General features: G+C 49.8%; 13 protein-coding genes. 6 read left to right on the top strand and 7 right to left on the bottom strand.

The window, feature by feature from the left end; all coding sequences use genetic code 11:
• Positions 1–82 precede the first annotated feature (82 nt).
• A complete protein-coding gene (locus ACYVUT_RS09585) occupies positions 83–2,071 on the top strand; it encodes a glycerophosphodiester phosphodiesterase family protein (protein WP_484501932.1) in 1,989 nt (662 codons plus the stop codon).
• A gap of 66 nt (positions 2,072–2,137) precedes the next feature.
• Here ACYVUT_RS09585 and ACYVUT_RS09580 read toward each other — a convergent pair whose 3' ends face one another.
• The 4 genes from ACYVUT_RS09580 to ACYVUT_RS09565 all read right to left on the bottom strand — a co-directional run bounded on the left by ACYVUT_RS09580 (position 2,138) and on the right by ACYVUT_RS09565 (position 6,837).
• Positions 2,138–4,543: an SEC10/PgrA surface exclusion domain-containing protein gene (locus ACYVUT_RS09580; protein ID WP_484501931.1), complete on the bottom strand. Its 2,406-nt coding sequence runs from the start codon at positions 4,541–4,543 to the stop codon at positions 2,138–2,140.
• A gap of 152 nt (positions 4,544–4,695) precedes the next feature.
• Positions 4,696–5,388 carry a glycerophosphodiester phosphodiesterase gene (locus ACYVUT_RS09575; protein ID WP_484501930.1) on the bottom strand — a complete coding sequence of 231 codons (693 nt, stop codon included), beginning with the start codon at positions 5,386–5,388 and terminating at the stop codon, positions 4,696–4,698.
• 117 nt (positions 5,389–5,505) lie between these two features.
• Positions 5,506–6,159, bottom strand: a complete 654-nt coding sequence (locus ACYVUT_RS09570; protein ID WP_484501929.1) for a histidine phosphatase family protein — start codon at positions 6,157–6,159, stop codon at positions 5,506–5,508.
• Positions 6,160–6,174: 15 nt separating this feature from the next.
• Positions 6,175–6,837, bottom strand: coding sequence for a matrixin family metalloprotease (locus ACYVUT_RS09565; RefSeq protein ID WP_484501928.1), 663 nt, complete (start codon positions 6,835–6,837; stop codon positions 6,175–6,177).
• Between the two features lie 199 nt (positions 6,838–7,036).
• On the opposite strand from ACYVUT_RS09565, the gene helD reads away from it, so the two are divergent.
• From helD to ACYVUT_RS09545, 4 genes are all read left to right on the top strand, one after another.
• Positions 7,037–9,316, top strand: a complete 2,280-nt coding sequence (gene helD, locus ACYVUT_RS09560) for an RNA polymerase recycling motor HelD (RefSeq protein ID WP_484501927.1) — start codon at positions 7,037–7,039, stop codon at positions 9,314–9,316.
• Between the two features lie 364 nt (positions 9,317–9,680).
• Positions 9,681–10,322 carry an amino acid ABC transporter permease gene (locus ACYVUT_RS09555; protein WP_439776389.1) on the top strand — a complete coding sequence of 214 codons (642 nt, stop codon included), beginning with the start codon at positions 9,681–9,683 and terminating at the stop codon, positions 10,320–10,322.
• 12 nt (positions 10,323–10,334) lie between these two features.
• The gene (locus ACYVUT_RS09550) at positions 10,335–10,967 is read left to right on the top strand and encodes an amino acid ABC transporter ATP-binding protein (protein WP_484501926.1); all 633 of its coding nucleotides are present in this window, start codon (positions 10,335–10,337) and stop codon (positions 10,965–10,967) included.
• 10 nt (positions 10,968–10,977) lie between these two features.
• The gene (locus tag ACYVUT_RS09545; RefSeq protein WP_484502053.1) at positions 10,978–11,808 is read left to right on the top strand and encodes an amino acid ABC transporter substrate-binding protein; all 831 of its coding nucleotides are present in this window, start codon (positions 10,978–10,980) and stop codon (positions 11,806–11,808) included.
• Between the two features lie 62 nt (positions 11,809–11,870).
• On the opposite strand, the gene ACYVUT_RS09540 is transcribed toward ACYVUT_RS09545, so the two are convergent.
• The 3 genes from ACYVUT_RS09540 to ACYVUT_RS09530 form a co-directional block, all read right to left on the bottom strand.
• Positions 11,871–12,623, bottom strand: coding sequence for a hypothetical protein (locus ACYVUT_RS09540; protein ID WP_484501925.1), 753 nt, complete (start codon positions 12,621–12,623; stop codon positions 11,871–11,873).
• Between the two features lie 5 nt (positions 12,624–12,628).
• A complete protein-coding gene (locus ACYVUT_RS09535) occupies positions 12,629–13,072 on the bottom strand; it encodes a LytTR family DNA-binding domain-containing protein (protein WP_484501924.1) in 444 nt (147 codons plus the stop codon).
• Positions 13,073–13,199: 127 nt separating this feature from the next.
• Positions 13,200–13,769, bottom strand: coding sequence for an SGNH/GDSL hydrolase family protein (locus tag ACYVUT_RS09530; RefSeq protein ID WP_484501923.1), 570 nt, complete (start codon positions 13,767–13,769; stop codon positions 13,200–13,202).
• A 101-nt stretch (positions 13,770–13,870) separates the two neighbouring features.
• Here ACYVUT_RS09530 and coaA point away from each other — a divergent pair, with 101 nt between their 5' ends.
• On the top strand, positions 13,871–14,785 hold the full coding sequence (coaA, locus tag ACYVUT_RS09525) for a type I pantothenate kinase (protein WP_439776385.1): 915 nt from the start codon (positions 13,871–13,873) through the stop codon (positions 14,783–14,785).
• The last annotated feature ends 16 nt before the right edge of the window (positions 14,786–14,801 follow it).

The following is a 14,801-nucleotide window of genomic DNA, read 5'->3' as shown; positions in this document are numbered from 1 at the left end:
CACGGGATAGCTGTTTTAGTATGAAGAAATAAGCTAAAATAAAGATGTTGATTTTATAGGAAAAGAAAATGGAGTGAATTTTTTGAAGAAACGGAAAGATAGAAAAAAGTTGTTGCTGGCCTCAGCGATTTTGCTGGCTTTGGGACTGGGGCAAGGACTTGAACCGCTGCAGCCGGTGCAAGCCACGCGGCAAGTTAAGAAGGCGAAAAGGAGCAAGAAGGCCAAGAAAGCAAAAAAGGCAAAGGTCTCTTTGAATAAGAAAAAGCTGAGCTTGCTGCAGGGAAAGACTGCCCGCCTGTATCTGAAGAACAGCAAGAAGAAAACAACTTGGAAAAGTTCCAACAAGAAGGTAGCCACAGCTTCTTCCAAGGGCAGAGTCAAGGCAATTAAGGCAGGGACAGCCAAGATTACCGCGAAAAACGGCAAAAAGCGCTACACCTGTCTGGTTATGGTGACTTCTCCAAAAAGAACACTGACTTTGGCAGCAAATGACGGGTCTGGCCGCCGGCAAGTGTTGACTTTTTCCTTTGGCAAGAAGGTAACCCTGCCTAAGACCAGTTTCGAGAGAAAGGACTATAAGTTCTTAAATTACACCGTTGCCGCAAACGGAGAGGGGAAGAAATACCGGCTGGGCAAGGCCTACACTTTTAAGAAGAATACGACCTTGTACGCCCAGTACCGCAAGCTGGAAAACTACACGATTCAGATCGACGCGGGTCAGGGATTTGGGCAAAATATCACTCTCCATGAGCAGGAAGGCGATAAGGCAACCTTGCCAGAGACAGGCTTCAGTAAGCCCGGCTACGTCCTCGACTCCTTTAACACGCAAGCTGACGGCAGCGGTGAAAAGTATGATCTAGGCGATAGTTACGCTTTAAAAGACGTCACCTTGTACGCCCAATACCGCAAGCTGCCGGTAAGCGCGAATCCAGAAAGGGACCTGGGCCTCTGGGGTGTTGATAGTGCGGGGAATTTTTACCCAAGCAAAAAGGAACTGACGACCGTTGACTATGTTAAGGCGGACCAGAGCAAGTACCTGGCTTTGGACAATTACTTTGACTACCAGATCAAGGCACTCAAGTACACCGATGATGAAAAGCCGAGTTATGTTGGCGTGCAGGCCAACTGGTCAAAGCAGGGAATTATCCTGGATCCGGGCTACAAGTACTTGATCATGGTGAGAAAGAGCAACCAGGCAGAGATTTCGGAAAGCGAAATTGGGGATATTGCCAAGCTGGTCCGGCTGGAAAATGCTGATGTGAAGACGCAGAGCACTTCTGGCTTGGCTAAAGCTCCGGTTAAGTTTATCGCTCACCGCGGCTATAGCACCAAGTATCCGGAAAATACCACCCTGGCTTTTGAAAAAGCTGGCGAGGAAGCCGACATCTGGGGGATTGAAACCGATGTGGCCAATACTTCAGATAACAAGCTGGTCATTTTGCACGATAACACTTTGGCGCGGACAACTGATATCAGTCAGGATGATCCAAACTATGGCAAAAAGATCAACGATATACCTTTTGACCAAGTGAAAAACTACAAGATCAAGGGGGTGCTGGATGGAATCGACAAGGACCAGGTTTATGATGACCTGCATCTGCCAACTTTGCGCCAGTACTTAGATATCTGCAAGAAGTATGGCAAGGAAGCTTTTTTGGAGCTGAAGAACATCAACAATATGGAGGCCTTGAAAGAGGTAGTTAAGGAAATTAACGAGGCAGGGATGCAGAAGCAGACGACCTTGATTTCCTTTAATATTGGTGAACTGGAAGAAGTCAGAAACGCGATTCCGGGCGGTGAAGAAATTGCCATGATGGGGATTTACAACCGTCACTTGACGGACAATGACTACGTTTTCCTGTCCCACTTAAAGGCTGGTGCTGACCGCAATAAGGATACGACGACGCTTGACGATATTCTCGCGGCCCGCAAGTATGGCGTGGACTATGGGATCTGGACGGTTTACAAGAATGATGATGCCGTTGCGGATATGATTAAAAATGGTGCGGACAAGGTTACCTTAAACGACGCGGAATTAGTATCATCGATGAGCGCCGTTGTTGAGAACTAAAAACAGCTGTCTCATGTAGAAGCGTGAGATAGCTGTTTTTGTTTGGAGTTAGGTTTGATTTTTAGATTAACGAGTTTTTACAGTCTTGGCCTTTGACCAGGCAGAGTAGTAGGTCTTGCCGGAGAGCTTGCGGTAGGAGCGGAGCTGTACGTAGTACTTTTTCTTGCTATTCAAACCGGAAACCTTGAGCTTGGTTGCCTTAGTGCTCTTAGTCTTGGCTTTCTTCATTGAGGAAGCCGTGCTGTAGCGAACCTGGTAGCCGGAAACGGACTTAGCCTTCTTCCAGCTGCCGACAAAGGCCTTCTTGCTGCCTTTTAAGCTGGTGAACTTGCTGCTTGCGACAACAACTTTCTTGGCCTTCTTTACCTTCTTGGTGACTTTCTTCTTGGTGGCCTTTTTGATTGACTTTGCTTTCTTTGAGGACTTCTTAACAGTCTTCTTGGTCAACTTCTTAGTGGCCTTCTTACCAGTTGAGGCCTTCTTTGAAGCAGTCTTAGTAGACTTCTTTTTAGTAGCGGCTTTCTTGGTAGTAGTAGTAGCTTTCTTGCTTTGGGCAAGGGCTAAGACCGCCTTAGCGTGTGCCAGTTGCTTCTTTTCGTAGGCCAGCTTCTTGGTGAGGGATGCAACAGATGCAGTCAGTTTTTCTTGCTTCTTCTTTACTTCATCGTAGGCATTTTGAGCAGTTTGGAGCTTTTGTTGTGCGTTGTTTGCGTCAGCCTTTACCTTGTCCAAGTTGCTTTGAGCATTTGCCGCTTCTTTCTGAGCGGCTGCTAAAGCAGTCTTGCAGTCATTAAGTTTACTTTGGGTGGCTTTAACCTTCTCATTCGTAGCTTGCAGAGCAGCCTGCTTTGCTGGCAAGGAATCCTTGGTCTCCTTGATTTGAGATTGAATTTTATCCGTGTCAGTAAGCTGTTTCTTCAAGGACGCTACATCGCCTTGACTGTCACTGATCTTCTTTTGCAAATCGCTGATTTGTTGGCTAAGCTTTTGATTTTCAGCTTGGGTTTGATCAAAAGTGCTTTGTGCGCTTTCTACATCTTTGTTTGCTTGATCCGAATCAGCTTGAGCTTTTTGAGCAGCAGACGAAAGTTCATCTTGACTCGGCTTGACAACTTCCTTGGTGTTAAAACTACTTGGGACGTTAGTCGGGTTGATCGTCAAAAGGCAGACGTAGAACTTGTCATCTTGGGTAGTTACAGCAACTGAGAAGTAACCATTGTTGTTGATGATATTGTTGTAATCAGTTGGATTAGCCAGCTCTTGTGTTACCAAGTCAAAAGCCGCCTTGGCAATTTCACTCATCTTTGTTGTCCCAAATTCATATGAGTTATATATGTACCCATTGATAATCGAAATGGACCGACCGGTAACTTGTCTGTTGGCGGCAATGTCATATCCAGTAACGGAATACTCATCAAGTCCCATGATGCTTGAAGCGGACTTGATTGCATTGTACTTTCTGAAGACATAGTTGCTGTTTTGGTACTCTTGCGTGTAACGCTTGGCGAATTCAAGTGAACCGTCAGTAATGGTCAGCTTGCTGGTTGATCCAACTTGAGACTTGACGGAATCGATCAAGCTCTTCACGTAGAAGTCCAAACGCTTTTGATCAGTTTCGGATAAGGCAGCAGGATCGTCGTAAACAGTATCGTTTTCATCACCATCAGTAAATGGATAAGTGTGGCTGCTTACTGCATCTTGCAGGTCTTTTTTGGCAGTATCCCAATCAGTTGACTTGCCAGTTACATAGTCAATGTAGCTTTGTGGCAGGGTCAAGCTTTCGTTGGTGCTAGTTGCTGAACCCAAATCCTTTTTGGCTGTCTGCAAGGTTTGTGAGGCGATATCAGCCTTTTGTTTCTTTTCAGTAAGATCGTTTTGCACTGATGAAAGCTTAGCGTCAGATTTACTCTTTTCTTGTTGTAAGCTAGACAAAGTTTTCTGGTTGTCGCTAATCTCTTTGTTCTTGTCAGTAACTTTTTGGTTGATGTTGTTATTGTTCTTTTTGCCATCAGTGAGTTGCTTTTGGAGATCAGTTACTTTATTTTGTGAGTCAGTCAAATCCTTTTGCTTGTTTGTGCTGTCCTTGGTGGCATTTTGGTAGTCGCTATTTGCGGAATCAGTGGCTGACTGAGCTTGCTTGAGGACGGACTGTGCAGCATCGTTGCTTTTATTCGCAGCCGCCACTTTACTATCAGCGGCTTCAGTCGTCTTCTTAGCATCTGCCAATTCAGTCTCTTTTTGAGGCATATCTTTGTTGACAGTATCTAAATCGTTTTGTGCCTGGGTTAATTTGCTTTGGGTTTGGTCAACGCTCTTTTGCGCGCTTTTAACCTTGGCTTGGTCACTGGAAACAGTAGTTTTCTTGCTAGTACTGCTTGCCGCAAATACCGGATGGGTATTAGTAACCGCGAATGCAGACCCAGCTAAACCGACTGATGATACAAGCAGAACATTTTTCGAAATTTTCTTCATAATCACACATTCCTTAATTCATTAACACATATTGGACAAGTCGATTTTAGCACTCACTGGAACCGGATACAATACTTGATATAACGATTAACTTATGATATACCACGCAAAAAAGAGCTGCCCGTTAAGGCAACTCTCTTCATATATTCGCGTTAGTAGTTGGCTACCCGCTTGCGCAGGTCCATCATATCTTCGAACTTGTTGGTAAAAAAGCCGGCCGCACCGTACTCAATGATCTTCTTGGCCCGCAGGGGACTGTCTACCGTCCAGATCCGCTCCGGCGTGTCCGTGTCGAGCAAACGCTTCGGGTGAATCCCCTTAAAGCCATGTTCCTTGACAAAAGCTGCCGGATCCTTAATCCGCTTGTCCGTCAGGAAATTGTAGTTTCCCTCCGGCCGGATCTTCTGCGCGTGGATCAGCGTCTGCAAATTGAAGGAGGAGTAGATGATCTCCTCCTTGAACTTGAACTGGTCCGCCAGGGCAAAAATCTTCTCCGGCAAGCCTGGATAATCGAACTTATTGGTCTTCATCTCCAGATTCAGCTGGCCCTCATAGCCAGATTCTTCAGTCAGCTGGAAGAGGTCCTTCAAACGGGGAATCCGCTCGCCATTGGCCAGGTGGAACTGGTCCAATTCCGCCAAGGTGAAATCCTTGATCAGACCCTTGCCATTGGTGGTCCGCTTGATGTTCTCATCATGCATGATCACCGGCACTCCGTCCTTGGTTAAGTGGACATCGAATTCGATCCCCTCAGCTCCGTGATGCATGCAGTAGTCAAAGCCCTCCAGGGAATTCTCCGGGAACTTGGCTGGATAACCGCGGTGACCAAAAATCTTCGTTCTCATATATTTAATTGCGCTCCATCCTTAAACTGGAATCTTGCTTTTTTTCTCTTGCCGGCTCATATTATAGTAGCTCTATGCCAACTTGCAAGCCTTTTGTCTGTAAAAATCTGGTAAAAATTACAGCTGCAATTTGTTGTAGCTGGTCATCTTTAAATTGCCAGCCTCATCCATCACTAAAGTCGAAATCGATGAGTTTCTCGGGTGAACAGTCGTGTCAATTCCGTCCACCGCGAATCTCTGGGCCAGGGTCTTGATGGCAAAACCGTGGCTGACTAGGAGAATATTTTCCGCCCCGTCCAATTGCTTGATCAAGTCAAAACCTTTCTGCCAGCGGGCCCAAAATTCCTTGCTGTCTTCAGCATCATGGTAGGGATCGGCCTCCTTGGTCCAGTCGGCGATCTGGTCGCAAGTCGCGTTTTCAGCTAAATCCGCAGCGTTAGAAAAGCCGTGGGCCGCGCCAACCATCCGCCAGGCCACGTCATTGTCCATCCCCTCAAAGTAGCCGTAAAAGTGCTCTCTAAAGAAAGGGTAGGCCAGGTGCTGGAGCAGATCCCTGTTGCAGTTCTTCTCCATGATGATCTCGCAGGTCTCACTGGCCCGCAAGGTGTTGCTGGACAAGGCAATGTCCAGTGGCAAATCCTGCAAGGCTTCAGCGGCCTTTTCAGCACCTTTACGGCCTTCGTCAGTCAAGGGGGTATCGCACCAACCCTGCATCTTGTTGTACTTGTTGATAAAAGTCTTCCCGTGTCTAACCAGATAAATCCGTTTCATTTTTTCTAACTTGCCTTATGACTTGCTCTTGTAAATCTTCTTAACCAGCTTGACGTCCTTTGGCTGGATCGTGTAGATGGACCCGGTCGGGTACATGACGGTAACCCCGGTCCGGTGGTCTAAGCCGATCGCATGGCCTAGTTCGTGCTCAACCGTGTTGACGATTCTGGCTTGGGTGTAGTTGTAATAATCGTTTTCCAGATAGTAAGTGTTCAGAGCCACCTGGGCTGAGTAGAGCCGGTTGGTGTGGCTGAGGTACTTGTAGGTGGTCAGACCTGCCGCCCCGTTACTCTTGGAGTTGGCCACGACCACGATCTGGGCGTTCTTCTTGTTTTTAGTCTGCTTAAAGGTAAAAGCTCCCGTCTGGTTCCAGGCCGCCATGGCATTAACCGTGGCGTTGTAGAGGTCGGTCTGCTTGACGGCGATGTAGACCTTGGCCGTCGCCTTTGGCCAGCGGTAGCCGGTCGTGTTCTTGGTGACCTTCTTATTGCTTTCAGTGACGATGCCACCGCTTAAGTCCAGAGTCTTGCTCTTTAAGCCTTTTTGCTCCAGATAAGTGTTGGCCGCCCCGGCTGCCTCCAGCAGGAAATTCTGTATTTGCTCATGATAGTTGACAATAGCTCCGGCCATGATCGCTAAGATGAGCAGGTTTTTGATGAAATTAAAAAAGCGTCGCATCAATTTTCTCCTTTGCGCTAATTATTATAAGATTTGCCGGCTCTTTTTCCTAGCAAAAAGGCCGCTGAAACTGCTTAAGCTTTTCCTAAGGAGCTCTGACTTTAGTTTTAAGCTGAAAAATGTTAGAATATTAGGCAAGTTTTTGCAAAGAAAAGCTGTTGGAGTTATTTTTTAGAAAAGGTTATAAGGTGTATATTACATGGCAGAAAACTTAGACCGCAAAGCAGAACAAGCCCACCTGGACCAAGTCCTGCAAAAGATTGATCAAAAAGGGGACCAGCTGCAAAAGGCCATCAGCAAAGACAAGGCTGAAGCCCGCAACATCAGCGCCCACTTCTATGATGATATTCGCCTGGACTTTGACGACTACTCGACCTCAATGGACACGGCCCTGTCGATTCAGCAGCAGCAGCAAATGCTCAAAGAACGCGACAATGCCTGGCAGGTCAACGCCCGCGAACTGGCTACTTTAAAACGGCTGCATGTCCATCCGTACTTTGCCCGGGTCGACTTTGAAGAGGCTGGCGAAGAGCCGGAGAGCATCTACATCGGCCTGGCCTCCTTCATGGACGAGAACAATGAGCTCTTGATCTACGACTGGCGGGCCCCGATCTCCTCAATCTACTACGATGGCAAGATCGGCAAGGTAACCTACTACTCACCGGAAGGCCCGGTTGAAGTCGACATGAGCAAAAAGCGCCAGTTCATGATCGAAGACGGGACCATCATCAACATGTTCGACACTGACGAAACCATCGGCGACCAGATGCTGATGGAAGTTTTGTCAGAAAAGTCCTCCATCCAGATGAAGTCCATCGTCAAGACCATCCAAAAGGAGCAAAACAAGATCATCCGCGACACCACCAGCGACCTCCTCTTTGTCCAAGGGGCAGCGGGGTCGGGTAAGACCAGCGCCATCCTGCAGCGGATCGCTTTCCTTTTGTACCGCTACCGGGGCAACCTCAAGAGCGGGAACGTGATCATGTTCAGTCCCAACCAGCTCTTTAACGACTACATCGAAAACGTCCTGCCGGAAATGGGCGAGCAGAACATGGTTCAGATGACCTACTGGCAGTTTATCGCCCGCCGCTTGCCGAAGATGAAGGTGCAGAACCTCTTTGACCAGTTCGAAGACCGGCAGGCTGACACGGCCATCGGCCGCTTCAAGGACTCGCTGGCCTTCTACAAGCTGGCCACCCGCTATGGCCAGCACCTCAACCAGTCTGGCATGATCTTCCGCAATATTTATTTCCGGACCAAAAAGAAGCCATTTTTCAGCAAGGAAGAAATCAAGGAGCTCTACTACTCCTTCAATGAAAACTACAAGCTGGGCAACCGGATTGACGCTACCCGCGAGGAACTGATCCGCCGCTTGAACAAGCGGGTCGCCAGTGAAGCCCGCAAGGTCTGGGTCAGTCGGGAAATCGAAGGGCTCAGCCACGAGCAGATGTTGGACATGTACGACCGGCCGGACCAGGAATTCCCTTCAGAAAAAGCTGAACGGGCCTTCCTGGGCAAAAAGATCGTCATCCAGCACCTGGCCAAAGTTGCCCGCCGGATCAACCACAACGGCTTTTTGAACCTGCGGGGCCAGTACCTGGCCTTTTTGCGGGCCGTGACGAAGATGACGGACCTGGCCAAGTACGGGATCAGCGAAGAAGAATGGCTGAATCACGTTGAAGAGGTCAAGGCTAAGCTCAAAGACCAAGAAATTGACCTCAGAGACGCTTCTGCTTACCTCTATCTGTACGACCAGATCATTGCCCGCCAGACCAACCTGGAAATGCGCTACTGCTTTATCGACGAAATTCAGGACTACTCAGCCTTCCAGCTGGCATATCTCCGTTACAACTTCCCCCGGGCCAAGTTCACCATGCTGGGTGACTTGAACCAGGCGATTTTTACTAAAGACGAGAGCAGCAGCCTTTTAAAGCAGATCTCCGGCCTCTTTGACCCGGAAAAGACCAAGGTGGTCCAGTTGACCAAGTCCTACCGGTCAACCAAGCAGTTGACTGACTACACCAAGCAGATCCTCCGCCATGGTGAAAAAATCGAAAGCTTCAACCGGCAAGGACCGCTGCCGCAAGTTTGGGGCAGAAGTGATGAAGCAGGTGCTTTGGCGGCTTTGAAAGAGGCTTTGGCAGAAAACGATGCCCAGAAGCTGACGACCGCCATCATCACTAAGGACCTGGAGGCTGCCAAAAAGCTGGCTGACCAGCTGGATGGGGTTCACCTTATCTCCAGCGCTAACCAGCGCTTGGTGGAAGGCAACCTGGTCTTGCCGTCCTACCTGGCCAAGGGGCTGGAATTTGACGCCGTAATCATGTGGGATGCCTCTAAAGAGACCTACCATGAAGAAGACGAGACCCAGCTGGTCTACACGATCGCTTCCCGGGCCATGTACAAGCTGGACCTGGTCTACGCTGGTGAAAAGAGTCCGCTTTTGCCAAGTGACGAAGCAACTTTTGCAGAAAAATAGAGCAAAAGCTTGACGAATTTTTAATATTAGTTTAATATTACTAAAAACAGACCAAGAGTCGGTTATATTTCACGCGATGAACAGAAGAAGTAGGCCTGCCTGGACAGATAGAGACTTCCCGCCGGTGGAAAGGGGAGCAGGGGCTAGCTGAACACACGTCTGTGAGCAGGAGGGGTGAAGGCTTAGTAGCTCCTTCCGGTTCAGCCCGTTACCGCTGCAGCTTGAAGTTTTTTTCAAGCTGGTGAGGCCGGTTGCCGCGAGGGACCGGTGAACACGAGGTGGAATCACGCTGACGCGTCCTCTTGGCCCTTCGGGGCCGGGAGGACTTTTTTATTTTCTTTTTTCTAGGAAGCGGGTAAAACGAATGAAATACGTTATGGAAATACTTCCCTCCCTTTTCAGCGGGGCGGGGATGACCTTGCAAATCTTTTTTGAAACATTGATCTTCTCCCTGCCTTTAGGGATCCTGGTCTCCTTCGGCTTAAGCAGCCGCTTCGCTCCCTTGAAGTGGCTGCTCAACTTCTACGTCTGGCTGATGCGGGGGACGCCGCTTTTGCTGCAGCTGATCTTCGTCTTCTACGGCCTGCCGATCGTCGGCTTGACCTTTCCGCGGTACGCGGCGGCCTTGTTTGCCTTCGTCTTGAACTACACGGCCTACTTCGCTGAAATCTTCCGGGGCGGCAACCAGGCCATCGACCGGGGCCAGTTTGAAGCAGCCAAGGTCCTGCAATTGACCTACGGGCAGACCCTTAGAAAAATCGTTATTCCCCAGGTAATAAAAATCGTCCTGCCCTCAATCGGCAACGAAGTGATCAACCTGGTCAAGGACTCTTCCCTGGTCTATGTGATCGGTTTGGGCGACTTGCTCAGAGCCGGCAACCTGGCTACGGCCCGTGACGTGACTTTACTTCCGCTGGTGCTGGTGGCCTTGATCTACCTGCTTTTGATTGGCCTGTGCACTTTGCTTTTGCGGCAGCTGGAAAAGCACTACTCATACTACAGATAGGAGGACTAAACGATGCTTGAAGTAAAAAATTTAGCCAAGTCTTTTGGCAACCGGCAGATTTTAAAAAATATGAACTTCAGCCTGCAGGACGGGGAAATCCTCACGGTGGTTGGTCCTTCCGGGGCCGGGAAGACGACCCTTCTCAGAATCGTGGCGGGTCTTGAAACAGCTGACGCGGGCACCATGAGCCTGGACGGGGAAAAGTATGACCTTAGCGGCGAAGAGCGGGGCGCCGTGGGCGTGGTCTTCCAGGACTTCAACCTTTTTCCCAACATGTCAGTTTTGGAAAACATTACTTTGGCTCCCCAGCTGGCGTTAAAAGAAGACAAGGCGACAGCGGAAGCTAAGGCCAAGGAGCTTTTGGAGAAGCTGCAGATGGCTGACAAGGGCTGCCTTTACCCTTACCAGCTTTCTGGCGGGCAAAAGCAGCGGGTAGCCATCGCCCGGGCTTTGGCCATGCAGCCGAAGATGCTCTGCTACGATGAACCGACCAGTGCCCTGGACCCGGCCTTGCGTGACCAGGTGGCTGACCTCATCTTGAGCTTGAAGGAATCGGGTTTGACCCAATTGATCATCACCCACGATATGGACTTTGCCAAAAAGGTGGCCGACCAAGTCCTGGAAGTTAAGCCGCTGGAAGGATAGTGAAGGGCAGATGAAGTGGTTTAAGAAATTCCTGCTGCTGGGCCTGGTCTTGTCGTGCTTTTTGACAACAGCCTGCAGCAATTTAACTAAAGAAGCCAACCAAAAAGACACCTGGGCCAAGATTAAAAAGCGGGGCAGCTTAGTGATCGGCTTAGACGACACCTTTGTGCCCATGGACTTCCGGCAAAAAGACGGGCAGCTGGTCGGCTACGACGTCGACCTGGCCAAGGCCGTGTGCAAGAAGCTGGGCCTAAAGGCGGACTTCCAGACTATCGACTGGTCCATGAAGGAAACGGAGCTGAGAAACGGGACAATTGATGTCCTCTGGAACGGCTACAGCGTAACCAGCCAGCGGAAGAAAAAAGTCGCCTTCAGCCGCAGCTACCTCAGAAACCGGCAGGTTTTGGTCGTGAAGAAGTCCAGTGGAATCAAGTCTTTTGCCCAGATGAAAGGGCAGGCGATCGGCGCCCAGAGCGGGTCAACCGCCCAGATCTGGCTGGATGGCAGCCAAAAGGTTTTAAAGCCAAAGAGCAAGGTCCTTTACGACACTATTCCGTCAGCCTTCCTGGACCTCAACGCCGGCAGAATCAAGGGGATTTTGCTTGATGAAACTTATGCGGAATACTACATCCAGCACGAGGCAGACTCGAAGTCTTACCAGGTCATCTTGAACAAAGAGGTGCCAGAGGACTTGTTCGCCGTAGGGATGCGGAAGGGCGACAAGACCTTGCAGAAGAAGATCAACCAGGCCTTGGCTGACTTACAGGCCGACGGGACTTTGACCAAGATCAACCAAAAGTGGTTTGGCCAAAAGTCGGATTACTTGGGCAAGGTTGAATAGAGCGAAATAGAATAAACGAAAAAACTGTTCAGCCTTATTAGATAAGGAACTGAACAGTTTTTTTATACCCGGTGGATGGTAACCTGGCTGAAGACCAAGTCAGCATCGATTTTTAAGAGTGGGGCATCAGCTGTTAAACCACTGGGGTTAAGGGCGGAAAAGCGGGAGAAGACCGGGCTGGCGTCGGTTTGGACCTCCCAGTCTCTTGGAATGTAGATGTCGACCTTGGAGAAGACCGCGTCCAAATCCAGCTTGCCGCGTCCGTCTTTGAGCTGGGTCTGGTCCAGGTAGATGGTTACCGGGCTCATGACGGCGGAGACTGACAATTTGCGCAGGGCTTGGCTGTGGATGTAGCGGACGCATTTGGAGAAGACGGAGTCGATTGAGACCTTTCCGCCATTTTCGCCAATCTCCTCGCTGTAGCTCAAGCTGGCATTGTCTTCATCGTCTTTCTTGCCGCTTTTTACATTCATCTTGATCTCCAGCTGGCTGCCACCGGCCAAAAGCTGGAAACCCAGGGCAATTAGGAAGAGGGCTAGGTACATGTAGCCGGTCCATTTAAAGAAGTGGCCGGCCTGGCCGATGATTTTGACGATTAAACCGCTGGCAAAAATTCCAAAGAAGAGGGCCCGGTTCTTGAAGCTGGTCCAGGCGATCCAGGCTAAGAAAAGGATCCAGAAGACTTGCCCCCAGCTCAGGTTGAACAAGCTAAAGAGGGCGAAGTAGCCTGGAAAAAGCTGACTTAAAAGCAAGATGATGGCGATAGCGATCAAGATCATGCCCCATTTGACCGCGGATTTTCTATTCTTGTTCATTATTTTTACCTCATTTCATGTAAATGGCTGATCAAAGTTTGGTAGTAGCGGCGGGAAACGAAAACTTTCTTGTAAGAAGCGGTAAAGCCGAGCTCGCAGCCAGTCAGCGACCGTTTGACAGTATTGATCTGCCGGCAGTTGACCAGGGCACTCTTGGAGGCCCGGTCAAAGTCGCTGGGCAGGCTGGCTTCCAGCTGCCGCAAGGTCTGCTTGACCAGGTAGCTGCCTTCCCGGTCATGGGCCCAGACGTGCCGGTCGCTGGTTTCAAAAAAGAGAATGCTGGCCAGGGGCAGGATGATTTCATCATTGCCCTGGTAAACCGTGATCTTCTGGGCCAGCTTTTCTTCTAAAAAGGCTAAGGCCGCCTTGATTTCCGGCGTCAGTTCTTTAGCCTTGATGATGAGCTGGTCTTTCTTTAGCTGGTCGTCTTGTTTAAACTCTACCTGCATCTTTTCTCCCCCTTTTCAGATATTATTATGAAGAAGATGAAGCAAAAATGAAAGAACAGACGCGTGAGCGGTCATTTTTTCTGTTTAAGCGGCATGCAAAAAGCGCCCGAGCAATCGAGCGCTTTTCCTATGCCATCTTGTTAATCTGGTCAGCCAGGACATCGGCCAGCCAGGAGATACCTTTTTCGCTGTAGTGGAGGCCGTCTGCAATCATGAAGGAAGGCAGGTCCTTCAGTTTTTCCATCTTGTGGGTCAGATCAAAGAAGAAGGAGTTGGTCTTGCCGGCGTCTCTTTGCGCGATGTCGACGTACTCGTCCAGCTTTTCCAAGTCGTAGGCCGCGGCCATTTCCGGATTTGTCAAGTCCGGCATGGACGGAGCCAGAACCAGGGTATCGCTGGCCCCAGTCACCTTCTGAGCCTGCTTGATCAAGCTTTCCAGCCCTTCCTGGTAGTCATAGGCACTGCAGCCCCAGCTGGCGGCATCGTTGGTCCCGTACTCTACGACCAAAATGTCGCAGGCAGGCAGACTGCCGACTCTGGGCAGGACGTCCTGGGCGCATGCACCGCTGACCGAGATGTTCACAACCTCGTAAGCGTCTCCCAGCCGCTTGGCCAAGGCCTTGGTCAAACGGTCGGTATCCTTTTGCCCGTCATACGCGTTAAAAATTGAATCGCCAAAAAGCACGACTTTCTTCATCTGTTTCACCCATTTCTTCGAAAAATGAAGCTGGCATTTGCCAGTTTCTCCTGCTTTTTCTACTATAATAGATAAAGAATGAGAAAAGGACAAGTAAAAAGATGCGAAACTATACCGAATTCAGCCGGCAGGCCTGGGCAGCTTTAACCCCCCAGACCGAGCTGGCGGTGACCAATGAAGAGCTGGCCAAGGTCAAGTCTTTGGGCGACCAGCTGGACGTCAAGGACGTCGACGAAATCTACCAGACCCTGCTGAACTACATCCACCTGGCCTACCAGGCCAAGCGGGAGACAGCGGCCAAGAAGGCGGCCTTTTTACGCCTGCCAGGAAAAAATCTGCCTTTTATCATCGGCATTTCCGGCTCAGTTGCCGTGGGCAAGTCCACGACTGCCCGCCTTTTGCAGCTGCTTTTAACCCGGTATTACCCGGACTTAAAGACCCAGATGATGACCACTGACGGTTTCATCTACCCCAACCAGGAGCTGGAGAAGCGGAAGCTGATGCCCAGGAAGGGTTTCCCGGAAAGCTACAACATGCAGATGCTCAGAGACTTCCTCCAGGACGTGGTCAGCGGGAAAAATGACGTCGTTTATCCCCTGTATTCCCAGGAATTAAGCGACATCGTCCCAGGCCGCTACGGCCATGTGGAAAAGCCTGATATCTTGATCATTGAAGGGATCAACACCCTGCAGCTGCCGGAAAGCGGGCAGCTGGTAACCAGCGACTTTTTCGACTTTTCAATTTATATCGATGCGGAAGAAGACTTGATTGAAAAGTGGTATATGCAGCGATTCAAGAAGATCATGAAAATGAAGAAGAACGATCCAAGCAACTTCTACTACAAGCTGGCCAACGGGCCGGAAGACGAGGCCCTGCGCCTGGCGGAAGAAACCTGGCAGATGGTCAACCTGGTCAACCTCCGTCAGTACATCGCCCCGACCAAGGAGCGGGCCAACTTGATCCTGCATAAGGTTGAGGGGCACTTGATTGACAAAATTTACCTTCGCGGCTTTTAAGTCAATGGTATAATGG

The sequence above is a fragment of the Lactobacillus sp. WILCCON 0059 genome (assembly GCF_057197985.1).
Note: the sequence above shows the minus strand (reverse complement) of the source record. Positions and strands in the feature narration are given on the sequence as shown.

Coding starts and splice junctions, on each gene's coding strand:
- ACYVUT_RS09580 (WP_484501931.1), bottom strand. CDS start 4,543: ATGAAGAAAATTTCGAAAAATGTTCTGCTTGTATCATCAGTCGGTTTA.
- ACYVUT_RS09575 (WP_484501930.1), bottom strand. CDS start 5,388: ATGAGAACGAAGATTTTTGGTCACCGCGGTTATCCAGCCAAGTTCCCG.
- ACYVUT_RS09570 (WP_484501929.1), bottom strand. CDS start 6,159: ATGAAACGGATTTATCTGGTTAGACACGGGAAGACTTTTATCAACAAG.
- ACYVUT_RS09565 (WP_484501928.1), bottom strand. CDS start 6,837: ATGCGACGCTTTTTTAATTTCATCAAAAACCTGCTCATCTTAGCGATC.
- helD (WP_484501927.1), top strand. CDS start 7,037: ATGGCAGAAAACTTAGACCGCAAAGCAGAACAAGCCCACCTGGACCAA.
- ACYVUT_RS09555 (WP_439776389.1), top strand. CDS start 9,681: ATGAAATACGTTATGGAAATACTTCCCTCCCTTTTCAGCGGGGCGGGG.
- ACYVUT_RS09550 (WP_484501926.1), top strand. CDS start 10,335: ATGCTTGAAGTAAAAAATTTAGCCAAGTCTTTTGGCAACCGGCAGATT.
- ACYVUT_RS09545 (WP_484502053.1), top strand. CDS start 10,978: ATGAAGTGGTTTAAGAAATTCCTGCTGCTGGGCCTGGTCTTGTCGTGC.
- ACYVUT_RS09540 (WP_484501925.1), bottom strand. CDS start 12,623: ATGAACAAGAATAGAAAATCCGCGGTCAAATGGGGCATGATCTTGATC.
- ACYVUT_RS09535 (WP_484501924.1), bottom strand. CDS start 13,072: ATGCAGGTAGAGTTTAAACAAGACGACCAGCTAAAGAAAGACCAGCTC.
- ACYVUT_RS09530 (WP_484501923.1), bottom strand. CDS start 13,769: ATGAAGAAAGTCGTGCTTTTTGGCGATTCAATTTTTAACGCGTATGAC.
- coaA (WP_439776385.1), top strand. CDS start 13,871: ATGCGAAACTATACCGAATTCAGCCGGCAGGCCTGGGCAGCTTTAACC.